Source organism: Catellatospora methionotrophica (assembly GCF_011297335.1).
Lineage (GTDB): Bacteria > Actinomycetota > Actinomycetes > Mycobacteriales > Micromonosporaceae > Catellatospora > Catellatospora methionotrophica.
In genome coordinates, this window is the sequence record NZ_JAAOTJ010000008.1 from 126,452 (window position 1) to 143,512 (window position 17,061).

At 71.8% G+C, this 17,061-nt stretch carries 17 protein-coding genes; 9 read left to right on the forward strand and 8 right to left on the reverse strand.

The genetic code is table 11. From position 1 onward, the window contains the following. Positions 1-4: 4 nt before the first annotated feature. Both HAV40_RS19875 and tsaE read left to right on the forward strand, forming a co-directional pair. Positions 5-1,150 (forward strand): alpha/beta fold hydrolase, encoded by a 1,146-nt coding sequence (locus HAV40_RS19875; RefSeq protein ID WP_409364933.1) that lies wholly within the window; start codon positions 5-7, stop codon positions 1,148-1,150. Then, positions 1,147-1,638 (forward strand): tRNA (adenosine(37)-N6)-threonylcarbamoyltransferase complex ATPase subunit type 1 TsaE, encoded by a 492-nt coding sequence (gene tsaE, locus HAV40_RS19880; RefSeq protein ID WP_166383420.1) that lies wholly within the window; start codon positions 1,147-1,149, stop codon positions 1,636-1,638. The genes HAV40_RS19875 and tsaE overlap by 4 nt, the downstream gene beginning before the upstream one ends. A gap of 19 nt (positions 1,639-1,657) precedes the next feature. Here tsaE and HAV40_RS19885 read toward each other — a convergent pair whose 3' ends face one another. Beyond that, complete coding sequence (locus HAV40_RS19885) at positions 1,658-3,133, reverse strand: NAD(P)H-hydrate dehydratase (RefSeq protein ID WP_166383422.1); 1,476 nt, start codon at positions 3,131-3,133, stop codon at positions 1,658-1,660. Positions 3,134-3,200: 67 nt separating this feature from the next. Continuing rightward, positions 3,201-3,575, reverse strand: coding sequence for a holo-ACP synthase (locus HAV40_RS19890; RefSeq protein ID WP_166383424.1), 375 nt, complete (start codon positions 3,573-3,575; stop codon positions 3,201-3,203). A gap of 23 nt (positions 3,576-3,598) precedes the next feature. Between HAV40_RS19890 and HAV40_RS19895 the strand changes: the two genes are divergently transcribed. From HAV40_RS19895 to HAV40_RS19905, 3 genes are all read left to right on the forward strand, one after another. Next, positions 3,599-5,209: an amidohydrolase gene (locus HAV40_RS19895; RefSeq protein ID WP_166383426.1), complete on the forward strand. Its 1,611-nt coding sequence runs from the start codon at positions 3,599-3,601 to the stop codon at positions 5,207-5,209. A 133-nt stretch (positions 5,210-5,342) separates the two neighbouring features. Next, positions 5,343-5,669 carry a hypothetical protein gene (locus tag HAV40_RS19900; protein WP_166383428.1) on the forward strand — a complete coding sequence of 109 codons (327 nt, stop codon included), beginning with the start codon at positions 5,343-5,345 and terminating at the stop codon, positions 5,667-5,669. Continuing rightward, a complete protein-coding gene (locus HAV40_RS19905) occupies positions 5,666-7,381 on the forward strand; it encodes an alpha/beta hydrolase (RefSeq protein ID WP_166383430.1) in 1,716 nt (571 codons plus the stop codon). Before HAV40_RS19900 ends, HAV40_RS19905 begins: the two co-directional genes overlap by 4 nt. Before the next feature lie 108 nt (positions 7,382-7,489). Here the strand turns inward: HAV40_RS19905 and glmS are convergent, their stop codons facing one another. Then, positions 7,490-9,400 (reverse strand): glutamine--fructose-6-phosphate transaminase (isomerizing), encoded by a 1,911-nt coding sequence (glmS, locus tag HAV40_RS19910; RefSeq protein ID WP_166383432.1) that lies wholly within the window; start codon positions 9,398-9,400, stop codon positions 7,490-7,492. Positions 9,401-9,639: 239 nt separating this feature from the next. Between glmS and HAV40_RS19915 the strand changes: the two genes are divergently transcribed. Then, complete coding sequence (locus HAV40_RS19915) at positions 9,640-10,245, forward strand: hypothetical protein (protein ID WP_166383434.1); 606 nt, start codon at positions 9,640-9,642, stop codon at positions 10,243-10,245. 66 nt (positions 10,246-10,311) lie between these two features. On the opposite strand, the gene glmM is transcribed toward HAV40_RS19915, so the two are convergent. The 3 genes from glmM to rplM all read right to left on the reverse strand — a co-directional run bounded on the left by glmM (position 10,312) and on the right by rplM (position 12,747). Continuing rightward, positions 10,312-11,652: a phosphoglucosamine mutase gene (gene glmM / locus HAV40_RS19920; protein ID WP_166383436.1), complete on the reverse strand. Its 1,341-nt coding sequence runs from the start codon at positions 11,650-11,652 to the stop codon at positions 10,312-10,314. Between the two features lie 136 nt (positions 11,653-11,788). After that, positions 11,789-12,283 carry a 30S ribosomal protein S9 gene (gene rpsI, locus HAV40_RS19925; protein ID WP_166383438.1) on the reverse strand — a complete coding sequence of 165 codons (495 nt, stop codon included), beginning with the start codon at positions 12,281-12,283 and terminating at the stop codon, positions 11,789-11,791. Between the two features lie 20 nt (positions 12,284-12,303). Beyond that, positions 12,304-12,747 (reverse strand): 50S ribosomal protein L13, encoded by a 444-nt coding sequence (gene rplM, locus HAV40_RS19930; RefSeq protein WP_166383440.1) that lies wholly within the window; start codon positions 12,745-12,747, stop codon positions 12,304-12,306. A 347-nt stretch (positions 12,748-13,094) separates the two neighbouring features. Between rplM and HAV40_RS19935 the strand changes: the two genes are divergently transcribed. From HAV40_RS19935 to HAV40_RS19945, 3 genes are all read left to right on the forward strand, one after another. Continuing rightward, positions 13,095-14,438 (forward strand): MFS transporter, encoded by a 1,344-nt coding sequence (locus HAV40_RS19935; protein WP_166383442.1) that lies wholly within the window; start codon positions 13,095-13,097, stop codon positions 14,436-14,438. Positions 14,439-14,735: 297 nt separating this feature from the next. After that, the gene (locus tag HAV40_RS19940) at positions 14,736-15,329 is read left to right on the forward strand and encodes a malonic semialdehyde reductase (protein ID WP_166383445.1); all 594 of its coding nucleotides are present in this window, start codon (positions 14,736-14,738) and stop codon (positions 15,327-15,329) included. A gap of 53 nt (positions 15,330-15,382) precedes the next feature. After that, positions 15,383-15,883 (forward strand): MarR family winged helix-turn-helix transcriptional regulator, encoded by a 501-nt coding sequence (locus HAV40_RS19945; RefSeq protein WP_166383447.1) that lies wholly within the window; start codon positions 15,383-15,385, stop codon positions 15,881-15,883. On the opposite strand, the gene HAV40_RS19950 is transcribed toward HAV40_RS19945, so the two are convergent. Further along, positions 15,880-16,173, reverse strand: a complete 294-nt coding sequence (locus HAV40_RS19950) for a type II toxin-antitoxin system PemK/MazF family toxin (RefSeq protein ID WP_144121783.1) — start codon at positions 16,171-16,173, stop codon at positions 15,880-15,882. The genes HAV40_RS19945 and HAV40_RS19950 overlap by 4 nt on opposite strands. Beyond that, entirely contained in the window at positions 16,163-16,423 is a 261-nt protein-coding gene (locus HAV40_RS19955) for a DUF6364 family protein (protein ID WP_155374111.1), read from the reverse strand. The genes HAV40_RS19950 and HAV40_RS19955 overlap by 11 nt, the downstream gene beginning before the upstream one ends. Positions 16,424-17,061 lie beyond the last annotated feature (638 nt).

A 17,061-nucleotide genomic window follows, 5' to 3' on the forward strand; every position in this document is an offset into this window, starting at 1 on the left:
GCTCGTGAGCGACACGGTGACCGAGGAGAAGGCCGTCTCCAAGGACAAACCCGCGGCCGGTACGCGCCGCCGGGCCGGGCTGATCGGCGCGGTCATCGGCGTCGCGGCGGCCGGTGTCGCCGCGGGCGTCGCGGTCGAGCGCCTGGTCGTCAAGCGCACCCGCCGCCAGGACACCGACCCGTTCGCCGACGAGCCCTTCGGCCGACTGCCCTACGACGAGACGCTGACCGTCACCACCGACGACGGCGTACAGCTGCACGTGGAGATCGTCGAACCGGTCGACGGGATCGCCGTCGAGTTCGGCAAGCCCGGCAAGGCCGAGCCGACCATCATCTTCGTCCACGGATTCTGCCTCGACCAGGGCACCTACCACTTCCAGCGCAAAGCCCTGGACGCCCTCGGCGAGCACCGGATGGTCTTCTACGACCAGCCCGGCCACGGCCTGTCCAGCGCGCTGACCGAGGGCGAGTACGAACTGCCGGCGCTCGGCGAGGCCCTCTACGACGTCATCAAGGCCACCACCCCGGTCGGCCCGATCGTGCTGGTCGGCCACTCGATGGGCGGCATGGCCATCATGGCCTGCGCCGAGCAGCACCCCGAAATGTTCGCCGACCGCGTCGCCGGGGCCGTGCTCATCTCCACGTCCGGCGGCCAGCTCGACGGCGTCAGCTACGGCAACCTGCCCGACATCCTCAACCGCACCAGCGGCCCGCTGCTCGCCCTGCTCACCGGCGCGGCCCGGTTCACCGGCCCGATGATCGACAAGGCCCGGCAGGCCAGCACCGACCTCGCCTGGCTGCTCACCCGGCGGTACGGCTTCGGCGGCGACAAGCCCAGCGCCGCCCTCGTGTCGTACGTGGAGCAGATGAACTCGCGCACCACCACCGAGACCGTCGCCCGCTACCTGCGCACCATCAACAGCCACGCCCGCTACCCGGCCCTGCGCGCCCTGAACCAGGTGCCCGTCATGGTCGTCGTCGGCGACGCCGACCTGATCACCCCGGTGGCCCACTCCGAGGAGATCTGCCGGCTGCTGCCGCACGCCAAACTGGTGCTCATCCCCGACAGCGGACACGTGGTGATGCTGGAGCACGCCGACGAGGTCAACCAGGCCCTCGTCACCTTCCTGGACGAGCTGGAGCTGCTGTGATCCTCACGACCGTCGACGACACCCGCGACTTCGGTGTGCGCCTGGCCGCCGTGCTGCGCGCCGGTGACCTGCTCGTGCTGTCCGGCCCGCTCGGCGCGGGCAAGACCGCGCTGGCCCAGGGCATCGGGCGCGGGCTGCGGGTCCTCGGCGACGTCACCTCCCCGACGTTCGTCATCGCCCGGGTACACCGCCCGAACGCGGCGGCGGGCGGCACGGTCGCGATGGTGCACGTCGACGCGTACCGGCTCGGCAACGTCAGCGACCCCCGCGCGCAGGTCGACGACCTCGACCTGGACGCCTCGGTCGAGGACTCGGTGACCCTGGTCGAGTGGGGCGAGGGCATGGTCGAGCAGCTCGCCGACGCCTACCTCGAAGTCCGCATCGACCGCCGCGACGACGACTCCCGCACCATCGACCTCATCCCCCACCACGGCGACTGGCCCACCCGCATCACGAACCTCACCGAAGCCCCCGCCGACCACGCCTGAACAACGCCCCTGCGATCGGTCAGGTGGGCCGGACAGGGGCGGTGCCGGTGGGGGTGCGGGTCAGGGAGGCGATGGCGGGGCGGAGCGCTGCGGCGACGTCGACGGCGGTGACCGGGCCGGAGGTGGCGGCGATGCGGCCGGCGAGGCCGTGGATGTAGGCCGCGACGACGGCGGCGCGGATCGCGGGGAGACCGGCCGCGAGCAGGGAGCCGAGCAGGCCGGACAGGACGTCGCCGGTGCCGCCGGTGGCCAGGGCGGGGGTGCCGGTCGGGTTGACCCAGGCCTCGCCGGAGGGTCCGGCCACGACGGTGCGGTCGCCCTTGAGCAGCACCACCGAGCGGGTCCACGAGGCCAGCTTCTGGGCGGCGGCGACCCGGTCCGCGCCGGGGTCCGCACCGGCGAGGCGGGCGTACTCCCGGTCGTGCGGGGTGAGCACCGTCGGCGCGTCCCGGCTGCGCAGTTCGCTGGACATGGAGCCGTCGACGAGCAGCGTGATGGCGTCGGCGTCGAGCAGGGCGGGCACCGGGGCGGCGAGCACACCGCGTACCTCGGCGGCGGCCCGATCGTCGGTGCCCAGGCCGCTGCCGCAGACCCAGGCCTGGACGCGGCCGGCCTCGGCCATCCGGGGTGCGGCGATGACGCTGGGGTGCGCGGGCACCACGATCTCGTGCGCCGACCCGGCGTAGCGGACCAGCCCGGCGGGTCCGGCGAGCGCACCGGACAGCGACAGCAGCGCGGCGCCGGGGTAGCCCGCCGAGCCGGTCGCGACACCGACGACGCCGCGGGTGTACTTGTCCGAGACCGGGCCCGGGTGCGGCCACCAGGCGGCGATGTCGGCGGTGTCGGCCACCCGCAGCGCGGGGTCGCCGACCAGGTGCGGGACGATGCCGATGTCGACGAGTTCGACCTGCCCGGCGAGCACGGCGGCCGGGCCGACCACGTGCGCGGGTTTGAGGCAGCCGAACGCGACGGTGACGTCGGCGTGGATCGCGGTGCCGGGCACGTCGCCGGTGTCGACGCCGACCCCGGACGGCACGTCGACGGCGATCACGACCGGGCGCGGGGTGCGTTCGGCGAGCTGCTCGGCCAGCGTGAGGGCGGTGCCGCGCAACGCGCCGGTGGCGCCGATGCCGAGCAGCCCGTCGACGACCAGGTCGATGCGTTTCGGCCAGTCGGCCAGCACCCGGCCGCCCGCGCCGCGCAGTGCGGCCAGCCCTTCCGCGTGGGCCCGGTCGGGATCGCCGAGCAGTGCGCCGACCTGGACTCCCTGCCGCGCCAGCATCGCTCCGGCGAACAGCGCGTCGCCGCCGTTGTCGCCGGGGCCGACCAGGAGCACCACGCGGGAGGCGTACACCCCGCCCTGCCCACGCAGGGTGACCGCGCAGCGGCGGGCGAGCCCCGCGGCCGCGCGCTGCATCAGCGTGCCCGCGGGCAACGTCGCCATCAGCGCGGACTCGGCGGACCGCACCTGTGCCACCCGGTAGACCGACCTCATACGGGGACTCCGTTCCGCTCGTCTGCGCCTGAGTGTCGCCTGCCGGGCCCGTACAGCGGAGGCGGTTTCACAGGCCCGCCTCGGCGATGACCACGGCCGAGGCGATGCCGCCGTCGTGGGACAGGGACAGATGCCAGCGCTGCACGCCGCGTTCAGCGGCGACCGCGGCGACGGTGCCGGTCACCGTCAGCCAGGGACGGCCCGCGTCGTCGACGACGATCTCGCAGTCGTGCCACTGCATCCCGGCCGGTGCGCCGAGCGCCTTGGCCACGGCCTCCTTGGCCGCGAACCGGGCGGCCAGCGACTCCGGCGAGCGCGGGTGGCCGGTGCGGGTGGTGCGCTCGGCCTCGGTGAACAGCCGCTCGGCGAGGTGCGGGGTGCGCCGCAGCGCCTGGGCGAAGCGGTCGACCAGGACGACGTCGTTGCCCACCGAGACAATCACGTGTTGACCTTAAGGTCTCAGGTGTGGATCTGGTACTTCGCTCCGGGAACGTGTACGGGTCGCCGGGCGCGACCGCCGTGGCGGTGGACCGTGGCGTGATCGTCGCGGTCGGCTCCGACGACGCGGTGAACGGACTGGTCACCGGGCGCACCGAGGTGGTCGATCTGGCCGGTCGGCTGCTGCTGCCCGGCTTCCAGGACGCGCACGTGCACCCGGTCTTCGCCGGGCTGAACCTGCTGCGCTGCGAGCTGACCGAGCAGCACGACCCGGCCGGATACCTGGGCGAGGTGGCGCGGTATGCCCACGCGCATCCCGAGCTGGCCTGGGTGATGGGCGCGGGCTGGTCGTACGACGCGTTCGGCGGTGACCAGCCCGACCGGGCCATGCTCGACCGGGTCGTCACCGACCGGCCCGTCTACCTCGCGGTACGCGATGCGCACAGTGCCTGGTGCAACTCCCGTGCGCTGGCGCTGGCCGGGATCGACCGGCACACGCCCGATCCCGAGGGCGGCCGGATCGAGCGCGACACCGGCGGCGAGCCGACCGGCGTACTGCACGAGAGCGCGATGGAACTGGTCAGCGAGGTCGCCCCGCGACCGGACGCGGCCGAGATCCGGCGCGCCCTGCTGCTGGCCCAGTCGCGGCTGCACGCGCTGGGTGTGACCGCCTGGCAGGACGCGATCCTCGGCGACTACGGCGGCTGGCCGGACGCGTTCGAGGCATACCTGGCGGCCGACGCGGCGGGGCTGCTCACCGCGCGGGTACGCGGCGCGCTGTGGTGGGAGCCGTCGCGCGGCCTCGACCAGCTCGACGAGCTGCGGGCGCGCCGGGAGCGGGCGCGGACCGCGGGCGGGCCCAACTTCCGCGCCGAGACCGCGAAGATCATGCAGGACGGGGTGGCGGAGAACTTCACCGCCGCGATGATCGAGCCGTACCTCGACGGCTGCGGCTGCGCCACCGACCGCCGGGGCATCTCGCGCGTCGACCCGGCGCACCTCGCCGAGGTGGTGTCGGCGCTGGACACGGCCGGTTTCCAGGTCCACTTCCACGCCATCGGCGACCGCGCCACTCGCGAGGTGCTCGACGCGGTGCGGCCGGTGGCCGGGTCGCGGCTGCGCCACCACGTCGCCCACGTGCAGGTGGTGCACCCCGCCGACGTGCCACGGTTCGCCCAGCTCGGGCTGACCGTCACCATGCAGGCGCTGTGGGCCGCGCACGAACCGGCGATGGACGAGCTGACCATCCCGTTCCTCGGGGCGGAGCGCGCGAGCTGGCAGTACCCCTTCGGCGCGGTCCGGGCTCATGGGGGCAGGCTGGCCGCGGGCAGCGACTGGCCGGTGTCCGACCCCGATCCGATGCGCGCGATCCACGTGGCGGTGAACCGGGTCGGCTACCGGTTCGACGAGCCGCCGCTCGGCCCCGACCAGGCGATCGACCTGGACACGGCGCTGGCGGCCTACACGGCCGGGTCGGCGTACGTGAACCACTGCGACGACGCCGGGCGGATCGCGCCGGGCCTGCGCGCGGACCTGTGCGTGCTCGACCGGGACCCGTTCGCGGGTCCGCCGGACGAGATCGGGGCCGCGCGCGCCGAGCTGACCTGGGTGGCCGGGCGGCTGGTGCACGGCGGCTGACCACCGTTGTCCACAGGGCTTCTACCAGCGCCGGAACCTGTGGACAAGGGCTGTGGACAACCTGTGGGCAACCGGCCGCCGAGTTATCCACAGGGCTGGCCGGGGCCGGGGTGGGGCCGGAAACATCTGCGGCATGGATGCCGAGAACCTTTCCGGAGCCGTGCCCGAGCCGTTGCGCGTCGAGCCGGACGAGCTGATCAGACTGGGCGGCGGGCTGGCCCGGCTGGCCGAGGCGGTCGCGGGCGAGGTGCCCAGCGCCGTCAACCTCACCCGCGGCCCGTCCGGCTGGGCCGTGACCGGGGCCCAGCTTCGCCTGGCGCACGAGGTGGGCGCATACCTGGCCGCCTTCTCCGACGACCTGGCCTCGTTCGGGGAACGGCTGTGCGTCGCCGGGCTGAGTTATGCCGACCGCGACTCGGGTCTGGCTCGTGCGATCACGGCGGCGGGGGTGCGGCGGTGACCGTCTCGTACGCGATGCTGCTGGCCGCCGATCCCGCCCGCTGGGCCGACAGCGCCGCCGCCTGGCGACGGCTGAGCCGGGAGCTCGACGACCACCACGACGACCTGGCGCGCCAGCTCGCCCGGCAGCAGCAGGCCTGGCACGGCGGTGTCGCCGCGAGCGCGGCCCGCGAGGCCGGAATGGCCCTGGCCCGGCGGCTCGCGACCGCACCTCCGGCACTGCTGGAGGCCGACCAGCTGCTGTGGCGGCACGCCGACCGGATCCGGCTGCTGCAGCGGCGGCTCGCTTTGGCCCTCGACGCGGTACGCGGCACCGCCGTGCAGGTGTCCCCGGACGGCCAGGTCAGTGTGCTGCTGCCGGACCCGCCCGGAGGCGGCCCGTCGCGGACGTCCGGCGGCCAGCGCGCCGTTCCCCTCGGACCGGCCGGGATCGATGGTCAGGGCGGATACGGCAGCCGGCTCGCCGCGTCGAGGGGTGGGGCGCAGGGAGGCGTGCCGTTCGGTCCGGCTCCCGGGGCGTCCGAGGTGGCGCTGGCGGTGCGGGTCTCCGCCGAGATCGACGCCGTGTTGCGCGAGGCGCAGGCCAGCGACGAGGAGGTCTCCCGCCGTCTGCTCGCGCTGGCCAAGGCTGCCGCGCAGGCGTGGTCGGGCACCGCGGTGACGCTGCCCAAGGCGGGCACGCCCGCGGACGTGGCCCGCTGGTGGGCCGGGCTGACCGCGTCCGAGCGCGCCTGGCTGGTGGCCAACGAGCCGAAGGAGCTGGGCAGGCTCGACGGGCTGCCGGCGGCGGTGCGCGACCGCGCCAACCGGGAACTGCTCGACCGGGAGCTGGACCGGCTGCGCGAGGCCGCTGCCGCGCATCCGCCGGAGCCGGGCGCGCGGCAGCGGCTGACCGCGCTGACCGGGCTGGCCGAGCGGCTCGACCACGGCCCGGTGCGGGCCTACCTGCTGCGGCTGGACCCGAGCGGTGACGGACGGGTCGTGGTGGCCTTCGGTGACCCCGACACCAGCGACAACGTCGCCACGTACGTGCCGGGGGTGGGCACGTCGCTGGACCGGTTCGCCGGTGAGGTCGACCGGGCGGCAGCCGTGCAGGCGCGGGCCGCGGCCACGGCTCCGGGCGAGACGACGGCGACGGTGATGTGGCTCGGTTACGACCCGCCCGACGGCATCGACGCGGCGAGTCAACGCGCCGCGCTGGACGCCCGCGCCGACCTGGGCGCGTTCCAGTCCGGGCTGGTCGCCGCGCACGAGGGCGATCGGGCGCACCTGAGCCTGATCGGCCACTCCTACGGCAGCCTCGCGGTCGGGGTCGCCGAGCGGGACGGTGGCGTGATCGCGGACGAGATCGTCGCCCTGGGCAGCCCCGGCATGGGCGTGGCCAGCGCGGCCGAGCTGGGGCGGCCCGGACACGTGTGGGCGTCCACCGCCGACAACGACATCGTGCTGTTCGCGTCCTCGAAGGGCGAGCTGGCGCTGGACGCCCTCGGCGGGCCCGCGTACGTGTTCGCCGGTGCGGCCACCGACGCCGTGCTGCGCGGCAACGCCGATCTGTGGCACGGCGTCGACCCATCCTCGGAGCAGTTCGGCGCGCGGGTCTTCACCGCGACCCCGGGCACCGATCCGCTCGACGCGCACGGCGTCTACTTCGCCGAGCGCAACCCGGCCCTGCAGAGCCTCGCCGAGATCGTGACCGGCGAAACCGGCCCGTGACCAGCGGCCGGGGACCGACCCCGGCGGGTGACCAGCGACGGGGACACGAACCGGCCCCGGCGGGCTGCCGTGACAGGCAGGCCGCCGGGGCCGGGCGGATCGTGCGCGTTACTCGACGGTGACCGACTTGGCCAGGTTGCGGGGCTGGTCGACGTCGTGTCCACGGGCGTCGGCGATCGCCGCGGCGAGCACCTGCAGCGGCACGGTGGTCACGAACGGGGCCAGCAGCGTCGGCGTACGCGGCACCCGCACGAGCACGTCGGCGTACGGGATGACCGCGTCGTCGCCCTCCTCGGCGATGACGATGGTGTGCGCGCCACGGGCCCGCACCTCCTGGATGTTGCTCACGATCTTGTCGTGCAGCAGGCCGCGCCCGGCCGGGGACGGCACGATGCAGATCACGGGCGTGCCGTGGCCGACGGGGTTGCCCGCCTCGTCGTCGGAGGGACCACCGATCAAAGCGATCGGGCCGTGCTTGAGTTCACCGGCGGCGAAGCCCTCGGCGTGCATGTACGCCAGCTCCTTGAGCTTGAGCGCGCCTTCCAGGGCCACCGGGTAGCCGACGTGGCGGCCGATGAACAGCACCGTGGACGCCTTGTTGTCGGCCAGTTCGCGGCCCAGCTCACGGACGGCGTCCATGCCCGCCAGCACCTTCTCGATCTTCGCGGGCATCTCCTGCAGCTGCGCGACGACCGCGGCGACCTCGTCGGCGTACTTCACACCGCGCACCTGGGCCAGGTGCAGGCCGACCAGGAAGCAGGCGGCGAGCTGGGTCAGGAACGCCTTGGTGGAGGCGACGGCGATCTCGGGGCCGCCGTGGGTGTAGAGCACGGCGTCGGACTCGCGCGGGATGGTCGAGCCGTTGGTGTTGCAGATGGCCAGCACGCGGGCCTTCTGCTCCTTGGCGTGCCGCAGCGCCATCAGGGTGTCCATGGTCTCGCCGGACTGCGAGATGACCACGACCAGCGTGGACCGGTCGAGGACCGGGTCGCGGTAGCGGAACTCGCTGGCCAGCTCGACCTCGCACGGAATCCGCGTCCAGTGCTCGATGGCGTACTTGGCGACCAGGCCCGCGTGGTAGGAGGTGCCGCAGGAGACGATGAAGACCTTGTCGACGTCGCGCAGGTCCTGGTCGGTCAGGCGGACCTCGTCGAGCATGATCTCGCCGGTCTCGCCGATGCGCCCGCGCAGGGTGTCGGCCACGGCCTGCGGCTGCTCGGCGATCTCCTTGAGCATGAACCAGGCGTGCCCGTCCTTCTCGGCAGCGCGCGCGTCCCAGTCCACGTGGTAGTCGAGGCCCTCGGCGGGGTTGCCCGCGAAGTCGGTGATCTCGATGGTGTCGGCGGTGATCAGCACGATCTGGTCCTGACCCAGCTCGACCGCCTCGCGCGTGTGCTCGATGAACGCGCTGACGTCGCTGGCCAGGAAGTTCTCGCCGTTGCCGCGGCCGACCACGAGCGGGGAGTTACGCCGCGCGCCGACCACCGCACCGGGCGCCTGGGCGTCGACGGCCAGCAGGGTGAACGCGCCCTCCAGGCGGCCGCAGACCCGGCGCATCGCGTCGGCGAGCGCGTGCGGGCTGCCGTCGATCCCGGCGAGCTCGGCGGCCAGCAGGTGCGCGACGCACTCGGTGTCGGTGTCGCTGGCGAACTCGATGCCTTCTGCCTGCAACTCGGCCCGCAGCTTGGCGAAGTTCTCGATAATGCCGTTGTGGATGACCGCGATGCGGCCGTCGGCCGACAGGTGCGGGTGGGCGTTGCGATCGGTGGGACCGCCGTGGGTGGCCCAGCGGGTGTGACCGATGCCCGTGGTTCCCGCGCGCAGGTCCGCCTCGGCGGCCTCGGCCAGCATCTTCTCCAGATTCGACAGCTTGCCGGCCTTCTTGGCCAGCAGCAGCCGGCTGTTCGCCAGCACGGCGACGCCGGCGGAGTCGTAACCCCGGTATTCCAGTCGCCGGAGCCCGTCCAACACCACTCCGAGCGCCTGCTGGCCGCCCACGTATCCCACGATCCCGCACATGCCCGTTACCTTAGCGGAGTTTCGCTCATCTTGCATGTTCGGAACCTGGTCAATCACGCACACGATTTGCTTGCAAGGCCGACGGACCTCGGCCTGCCCGATTAGTGACGGATTGCTGCCACCGCCTGCCGCCGGTGAGCGCGGGGGGCCTACCATCCGCGGGTGAGCGAGCGGAGCGGGTGCCCGTCGGCCCGACGCGCCGCCACCCCGCCGACGATCCGCAGCCAGGAGAAGAACGCATGAGCTACCCCCCTCCGTACGACCCGAACCAGGCACAGCCGCCCGCGTACGACCCGAACCAGCCGCCCCCGCCCGCATGGCAGCCGAACCAGCCGCCGGCCTACGGCACGCCCGCCTACGGCACCCCGGCCTACGGCACGCCGGTCCAGCCGCCGAAGAAGAGCAAGACCGGCCTGATCGTGGGCATCATCCTCGGCGTCGTGCTGCTGCTGTGCGTGGTCTGCGGCGGCGGCGCCTACTACCTGTTCTACAAGGCCGGCGAGGCGATCGACGAGCTGCCGGACATGATCCCCAGCGTCGGGGTGGCGACCGGCGACGCCACCGGCTCGCACTCGGTGCGCTACGCGGTCGAGGGCACCGGTCAGGCGCTGATCACGTACTCGCAGGGGCCGGGCAACACGCAGAGCGAGACCGTCACCCTGCCGTGGACCAAGAACTTCACGCTGGACTCGGACTCGTTCGGCCTGTCGATCATCGCGTTCCGCTCGCCGGGCAGCGACGCGAACCTGACCGGATGCTCCATCTCCGTCGACGGCACCGAGCGCCAGAAGCGTGACGGCACGGGCACGTCGGCGACCTGCATCAGCGTGTTCGTGGCCGGCTGACACCAGGCATACGCATCAGGGCGTCCCCGCTACTGCGGAGACGCCCTGATTCATGTTCTGCGGGCTTCACACCGCCGGGCTGGCCGCCCGTACGTCGGCGGCGATGTCCTCGGCGATCTTCTGGGCGATGTCCTCGCCGGACGCCTCGACCATCACCCGGACCAGCTGCTCGGTGCCCGACGGGCGCAGCAGCACCCGGCCGGTCCCGCTGAGCTGGGCCTCGGCCGCGGCCACCGCGGCGAGGATCTCCGGAGCGCGGGCGACGGCCTTGTCGGCCACCCGTACGTTGATCAGCACCTGCGGCAGCCGGTTCACCACGGAGGCCAGCTCGGCCAGGGACTTGCCGGTCTGCGCGACCCGGGCCAGCAGCCGCAGGCCGGTCAGCACGCCGTCGCCCGTGGTCGCGTGCTCGGTGAACACGACGTGGCCGCTCTGCTCGCCGCCCAGGCTGAACCCGCCCGCGCGCAGCTCCTCCAGCACGTACCGGTCACCGACCTTGGCCTCGACCAGGGTGATGCCCGCCTCGCGCATGGCGATGCGCAGTCCGAGGTTGCTCATGACCGTCGCGACCAGGGTGTCGTTCACCAGCGCGCCCGCGTCGCGCATGGCCAGCGCGAGGATCGCCATGATCTGGTCGCCGTCGACCTCGGTGCCGGACGCGTCGACCGCCAGGCACCGGTCGGCGTCGCCGTCGACAGCGATGCCCAGGTGCGCGCCGTGCTCGACCACGGCGGCCTTCAGCGGCTCCAGGTGGGTCGCGCCGCACTCGTCGTTGATGTTGAGCCCGTCGGGCTCGGCGTTGATGGCGACGACCTCGGCCCCCGCCCCCCGGAACGCGTCGGGGGCCACGTCGCTGGCGGCGCCGTGGGCGCAGTCGACCACGACCTTGATCCCGGCGAGCGGGTGACCGGTCGCCTCGACCAGGTGCGTGGTGTAGTGCTCGGCACCGTCGAGCAGGTCGTGGACCCGTCCGACCAGCGCGCCGGTGGGACGCGTCCAGGTCGCGCCGAGCGCCGCCTCGATCGCGTCCTCCTGTTCGTCGGTGAGCTTGTGCCCACCGGCGGCGAAGAACTTGATGCCGTTGTCCGGCATCGGGTTGTGACTGGCGGAGATCATCACGCCGAAGTCGGCCCGCACCTCGGCGGTCAGGTAGGCCACACCGGGCGTCGGCAGCACGCCGACCCGCACCACGTTGGCTCCCGCGCTGGCCAGGCCCGCCACCACGGCGGCCTCCAGCATCTCGCCGCTGGCGCGGGGATCACGGCCGACCACGACCAGGGGCTGCTGCTCCCGAGCGGGGTCGGGCAGCGTGTGCGCCGCGGCCACTGCCAGGGACAGGGCGAGCTCGGGGCTGAGATCTGCGTTGGCCAGGCCGCGTACGCCGTCGGTGCCGAAAAGGCGTGCCATCCGGTGGCCCTTTCTGTGGGGTGCGAAAGGAGGGGTTCAAGCCGACCCGGCCCGCGGGTGGGGGCCAAAGTCGAAAGGCCGGGCACGCCATCCCGCCGTGAAGCAGGAGCGTGCCCGGCCGATCAGTAGACAGCGATCAACGCTTGGAGTACTGCGGAGCCTTACGGGCCTTCTTGAGACCGTACTTCTTGCTCTCGGTGACGCGGGCGTCACGAGTGAGGAAGCCGGCCTTCTTCAGCGCCGGGCGGTCGTCGATGTCGAGCTCGCACAGCGCCCGCGCGATGGCCAGACGGAGCGCGCCGGCCTGGCCGCTGATGCCACCGCCGTGCAGGTTGGCGATGATGTCGAGGCCCTCGGTCTTCTCCGCGATGACCAGCGGGTCCCGGACCGACTGCTGCGCGACCTTGCTGGGGAAGTACTTCTCCAGGTCCTGGCCGTTGCAGGTGATCTTGCCGGTGCCCGGGATCAGGCGGACCCGGACGATGGCCTGCTTGCGGCGGCCAACGGTCTGGATCGGGCGGTCGCCCTTGAACTTCGGGGTGGCCGGCTTGACGGCGACGGCGGTGGCGACCGAGGCCTCAGCCTCAGCCTCGACCACGGCCTGGGTCGGCACGGAAGTGTCGTCGGTCATGGTGATTCCTTCGTCCGCGCTCACTGCGCGATCTGCTTGATCTCGAACGGCACCGGCTGCTGGGCCGCGTGCGGGTGCTCCGCGCCAGCGTAGACCTTCAGCTTGGACATGATCTGACGGCCCAACCGGTTGTGGGGGATCATTCCCTTGACGGCCAGCTCGATCGCCTTCTCGGGGCGCTTGGTGAGCAGCTCGTCGTAACCGATCTGCTTCAGACCACCCGGGTAACCGGAGTGCCGGTAAGCAATCTTGGTCGCGCGCTTGTTACCCGTCAGGGCAACCTTGCCGGCGTTGATGATGACCACAAAGTCGCCGGTGTCGACGTGCGGCGCGAAAGTCGGCTTGTGCTTGCCGCGCAGAAGGTTGGCGGTGTGGGTGGCGAGCCGGCCCAGCACGACGTCAGAAGCGTCGATAACGTGCCACTGACGCTCGATCTCACCCGGCTTCGGGCTGTACGTACGCACAGGTCTACCTTGTCTCGTCGTAGGTCTGTGTGACCGCAGGCGAACCTGCCCACGATCAACGGATTCTGCGATGCCGGCCGGTCGCAAACGGACCGGCGCGCGAACGACAAGCCTACCTGAGCATCAGGACTACCGGCTCGACGCCACCTCTCGCACAACAGCCGCTAACGATACCCGGTGCCCTGCGGCGAGGTCAAAACGGCCTACCTGCCCTGTGGTATGCCGTTCGATGTCCGTTTTCACGGCTCCCGCTCACAGCGATCAAGGCCGCACGGTGCGGCGGGGTTCACATCCCGGGTAAGGGCGGCGGAACAACGCGGCAATCACACGTTCGTAATCTGTTGGCCATGACCGCCAACGCGCCTGCGCCGCCGGCAACGAAGCCCGCCGCGATCAGCACCTGGGACCCCGAGGACCCGCAGTTCTGGGCCTCCACCGGCCGCCGCGTCGCCCGGCGGAACCTGGTCTTCTCCATCTTCGCCGAGCACCTGGGCTTCTCGGTGTGGACGCTCTGGAGCGTCGTGGTGGTGGCGATGCCGGCCGCCGCCTTCCCGTTCACCGTGGACCAGAAGTTCTGGCTGGTCGCGCTGCCGAACCTGATCGGTGCGGTGATGCGCATCCCGTACACCTTCGCGGTGACCCGCTTCGGCGGCCGCACCTGGACCATGATCAGCGCACTGCTGCTGCTGATCCCGATCACCGGCATGGTGTTCGCGGTCACGGCCAAACCGCCGTACTGGGCGGTGCTGCTCGTCGCGGCGACCGCGGGCCTGGGCGGCGGCAACTTCGCGTCCTCGATGACGAACATCTCCTTCTTCTACCCGGAGAAGGAGAAGGGCACCGCGCTCGGCCTGAACGCCGCGGGCGGCAACCTCGGCATCAGCGTGATGCAGCTGGTGGTGCCGATCGCGCTGTCCTTCGGGCTGGTGTACGGCGGGCTGATATGGCTGCCACTGGTGCTGGCCGCCGCGCTCTGCGCCCGCCTGTTCATGAACAACCTGGAGGTGGCGAAGTCGCCGCTGAGGGCACAGTTCGCCACGGTCAAGCGGGCGCACACCTGGATCATGTCGTTCCTCTACATCGGCACCTTCGGCTCGTTCCTGGGCTACTCCGCCGCCTTCCCGCTGGTGCTCAAGCTGCAGTTCCCGCAGGCCCCGACCGCGCACCTGGGCGCGGCGACGATCACCCTGGCCTTCACCGGGCCGCTGGTCGGCTCGCTGGCCCGCCCGTTCGGCGGCTGGCTGTCGGACCGGATCGGCGGGGCCCGGGTCACCGCGGCCAGCTTCATGATCATGGGCGTCGGCTCGTACGGCGTGATCGTTGCGGTCCAGGCCGGGAGCATGGCCGGCTTCCTGTGCGCATTCCTGGTGCTGTTCACCGCGGCCGGGGCGGGCAACGGGTCGACGTACCGCATGATTCCGGCGATCTTCGCTGCCACCTCGCCGGACCTGGCTACCGCCAAGCGGGAGTCGGCGGCCACGCTGGGCATCGCCGGTGCGGTCGGCGCGCTGGGCGGCTTCTACCTCCCCCGCGCCATCAGCGACTCCATCAACGCGACCGGCGGCATCGGCACCGCCTTCGGCTGGTTCGCCGTGATGTACGCCACCTGCCTCGCCGTCACCTGGTGGTGCTACCTCCGCCGCCGCGTCCTCGCCACCCACTCCCCCAGCCTCGCCCACGCCGGCGTCTAGCCCTCCCCGCCCTCTCCTGTCGCAACTCTTAAAGAGTTGGCGCAGGGTGGGCGAGGCCGGCGCAGGGCGGGCCGGCGCAGGGCGGGCCGGCGCGGGGCGGGCCGGGGTCGGCGCGGGGTGGGCCCGGTCGGCGCGCGGTGGGTGGAGGGCGGCGCGGGGCGGGTGGGGTTGGCGCAGGTCAGGGGGTGGGAGTGTCGGGTAGGACACAGTGGCGGCGCTTGCGAAATAGTTGAAGTTTCACCAAAGTTGGTGACAGGTGGCTGACACTGGCCAGACCGACTTCGGAGGAAACACAAAATGTCGCTCGTTCTCGACAACCACGCGCAGGAGCTGCTGTTCCGTAGCGCCCGCACCGCCAACACGTTCACCGACGAGCCGGTGACCGACGAGCAGGTGCGCGCGATCTACGAGCTGGTCAAGTACGCGCCGACCTCGCTCAACATGCAGCCGCTGCGGGTCGTGCTGGTGCGCTCCGAGCAGGCCCGCGAGCGCCTGGTCGAGCAGATGGCCGACGGCAACAAGGCGAAGACCGGCAAGGCTCCGCTGGTGGCGATCCTCGCCGCGGACACGAACTTCCACGACCGGCTGCCCGACCTGTTCCCGCACGCCCCCGGCATCCGCGACTGGTTCACCGGCGACGACGCCGCCCGCGCCAACACGGCGTCGTTCAACGCCGCGCTGCAGGTGGGCTACTTCATCCTCGGCGTGCGCGCGGCCGGGCTCGCTGCCGGCCCGATGACCGGGTTCGACGCGACCGGCATCGAGAAGGAGTTCTTCACCGACGGGCAGCACCGGGTGCTGGCCGTGGTGAACATCGGCAAGCCGGGCGAGGGCGCCTGGTTCGACCGCAACCCCCGGCTCGACTACGACGATGTCGTAAAGACGGCCTGACCAAGACTATGAGGGGTGGGGACAGCTGTCCCCACCCCTCTAGGGTGTGATTCATGGCGACCACCGCAACCCAGACGACGGCCGTCCCCTGGCTGACCGAGCCGGAGCAGGCGGCATGGCGCAGTTTCATCACCACGGCCAAGCTGGTGCTGGCCGAACTCGAACGGGGAATGACCCAGCACGACCTCTCCGGCACGGACTACGGCGTGCTGGTGAGCCTGTCCGAGGCACCCGACCGGCGGATGCGCATGTCGGAGCTGGCTCAGACGATGCTGCTGGAGAAGAGCCGGCTGTCACACCAGATCACCCGGATGGAGCGGGCGGGGCTGGTGCGCCGGCAGAGCTGCCCGTCCGACCGGCGGGGGCAGTTCGCCGTGCTCACCGACGAGGGGTGGGAGACGATCCAGCGGGTCGCGCCGCACCACGTCGAGCTGGTGCGCGCGATCTTCATCGACCGGCTGACCCCGCAGCAGCAGGCACAGCTGACCGAGCTGTTCACCCCGCTGCACACCTCGATGCGGGCGCAGTGCCCCAAGGAGGAGCCCGAATGCTAGAGGTCCTGGATGATGCGCAAGGCCCGGCCGACCTTGCGCATCGTGTCGGTGTCGACGACGTCCACCATGTCGGTGAACCACTTCTTCATGGGTGACGACACCCGGTCGGGCATGATGATCAGCTCGCCCATCGGCACCGCCAGCGGCGAGTCGCGGAGCTCGTCCTCCTCGACGACCTCCGCGACGATGACGATCGGCACATCCGTGCTGTTGTACACATCCGAGCTGATGACCAGGCCGAGCCTTTCCCGGGCCCCGTCGATACGCCAGATCTCGCCTCTACGCAGCACGCCGCCCCCGTCCTGACAGTTCCAGGCGTACCAATTCGACTTCGCGCTCATCGTCCAGCGCGTTCTTCTCCAGCCGGTCGACGCCGGCCCGGCGCACCACGTCGGCGTGCGCCGTGAACAGCTCCCGGAGGGCCTTCTCCCGCGCGGCCTGGTCCATCCAGGCCGACAGCGACAGCCCGTCGCGCTCGGCGTACCGGCGCGCTTCCTCAATCGTCTCGTCCGTGAAGGACAGCGTCACTTTGGCAGTCATGCCGATTAGATTACGCCCGGTGTGACCACGAGTCATCCCGTTCTTCATGCCAGTTGCGTGAGTGAAGATTGCCCGTTCTGAACCCTTTTACGCACTGTGACGTCATCGTAACCGTAAGCGCCCGGATGGGATAATCAACCATTCGGACGATCATCGCCGTCACTGGACGGCTGACCCCGTAAAACGCCTCCCCCGGCAGACCCTTCGGCGCGCAGAACGTCACCAACAGCGCTTTCGTGCTGAACGTGCGCTGCTCTTAGCAGGTTGGAAACATGGGGGACGTCCCAGCGAAACTCCCAGCCTGCACGATTTCTCCTATGACCCCCTCGGCCCCAGCCGCCACTCGCGTCACCGGATCACCGGTGCGCGGGTCCGCGCGTACGGCCGCGGGGACTGAGCCACCGCCAGGGACAGGGACGGATCTGGCGGTGATGGCCGAACCGGCCTCCCGGTTCGGCCGAACCGGAGACGGTCGCTCCGTCGCCGGTGGCGAGCGGTCAGGCGGTTCTCCCGCCGGCCCGCGCGCCGTCTTCGAGGAGCCGCGGCGTGCCACCGCCGGTGGGGTGGCCGAGCACGCAGGCGTCACGTGGGAGCGGGTGGACGCCGAGAACGGCGTGCTCCGGCCGTACCCCCGGTGG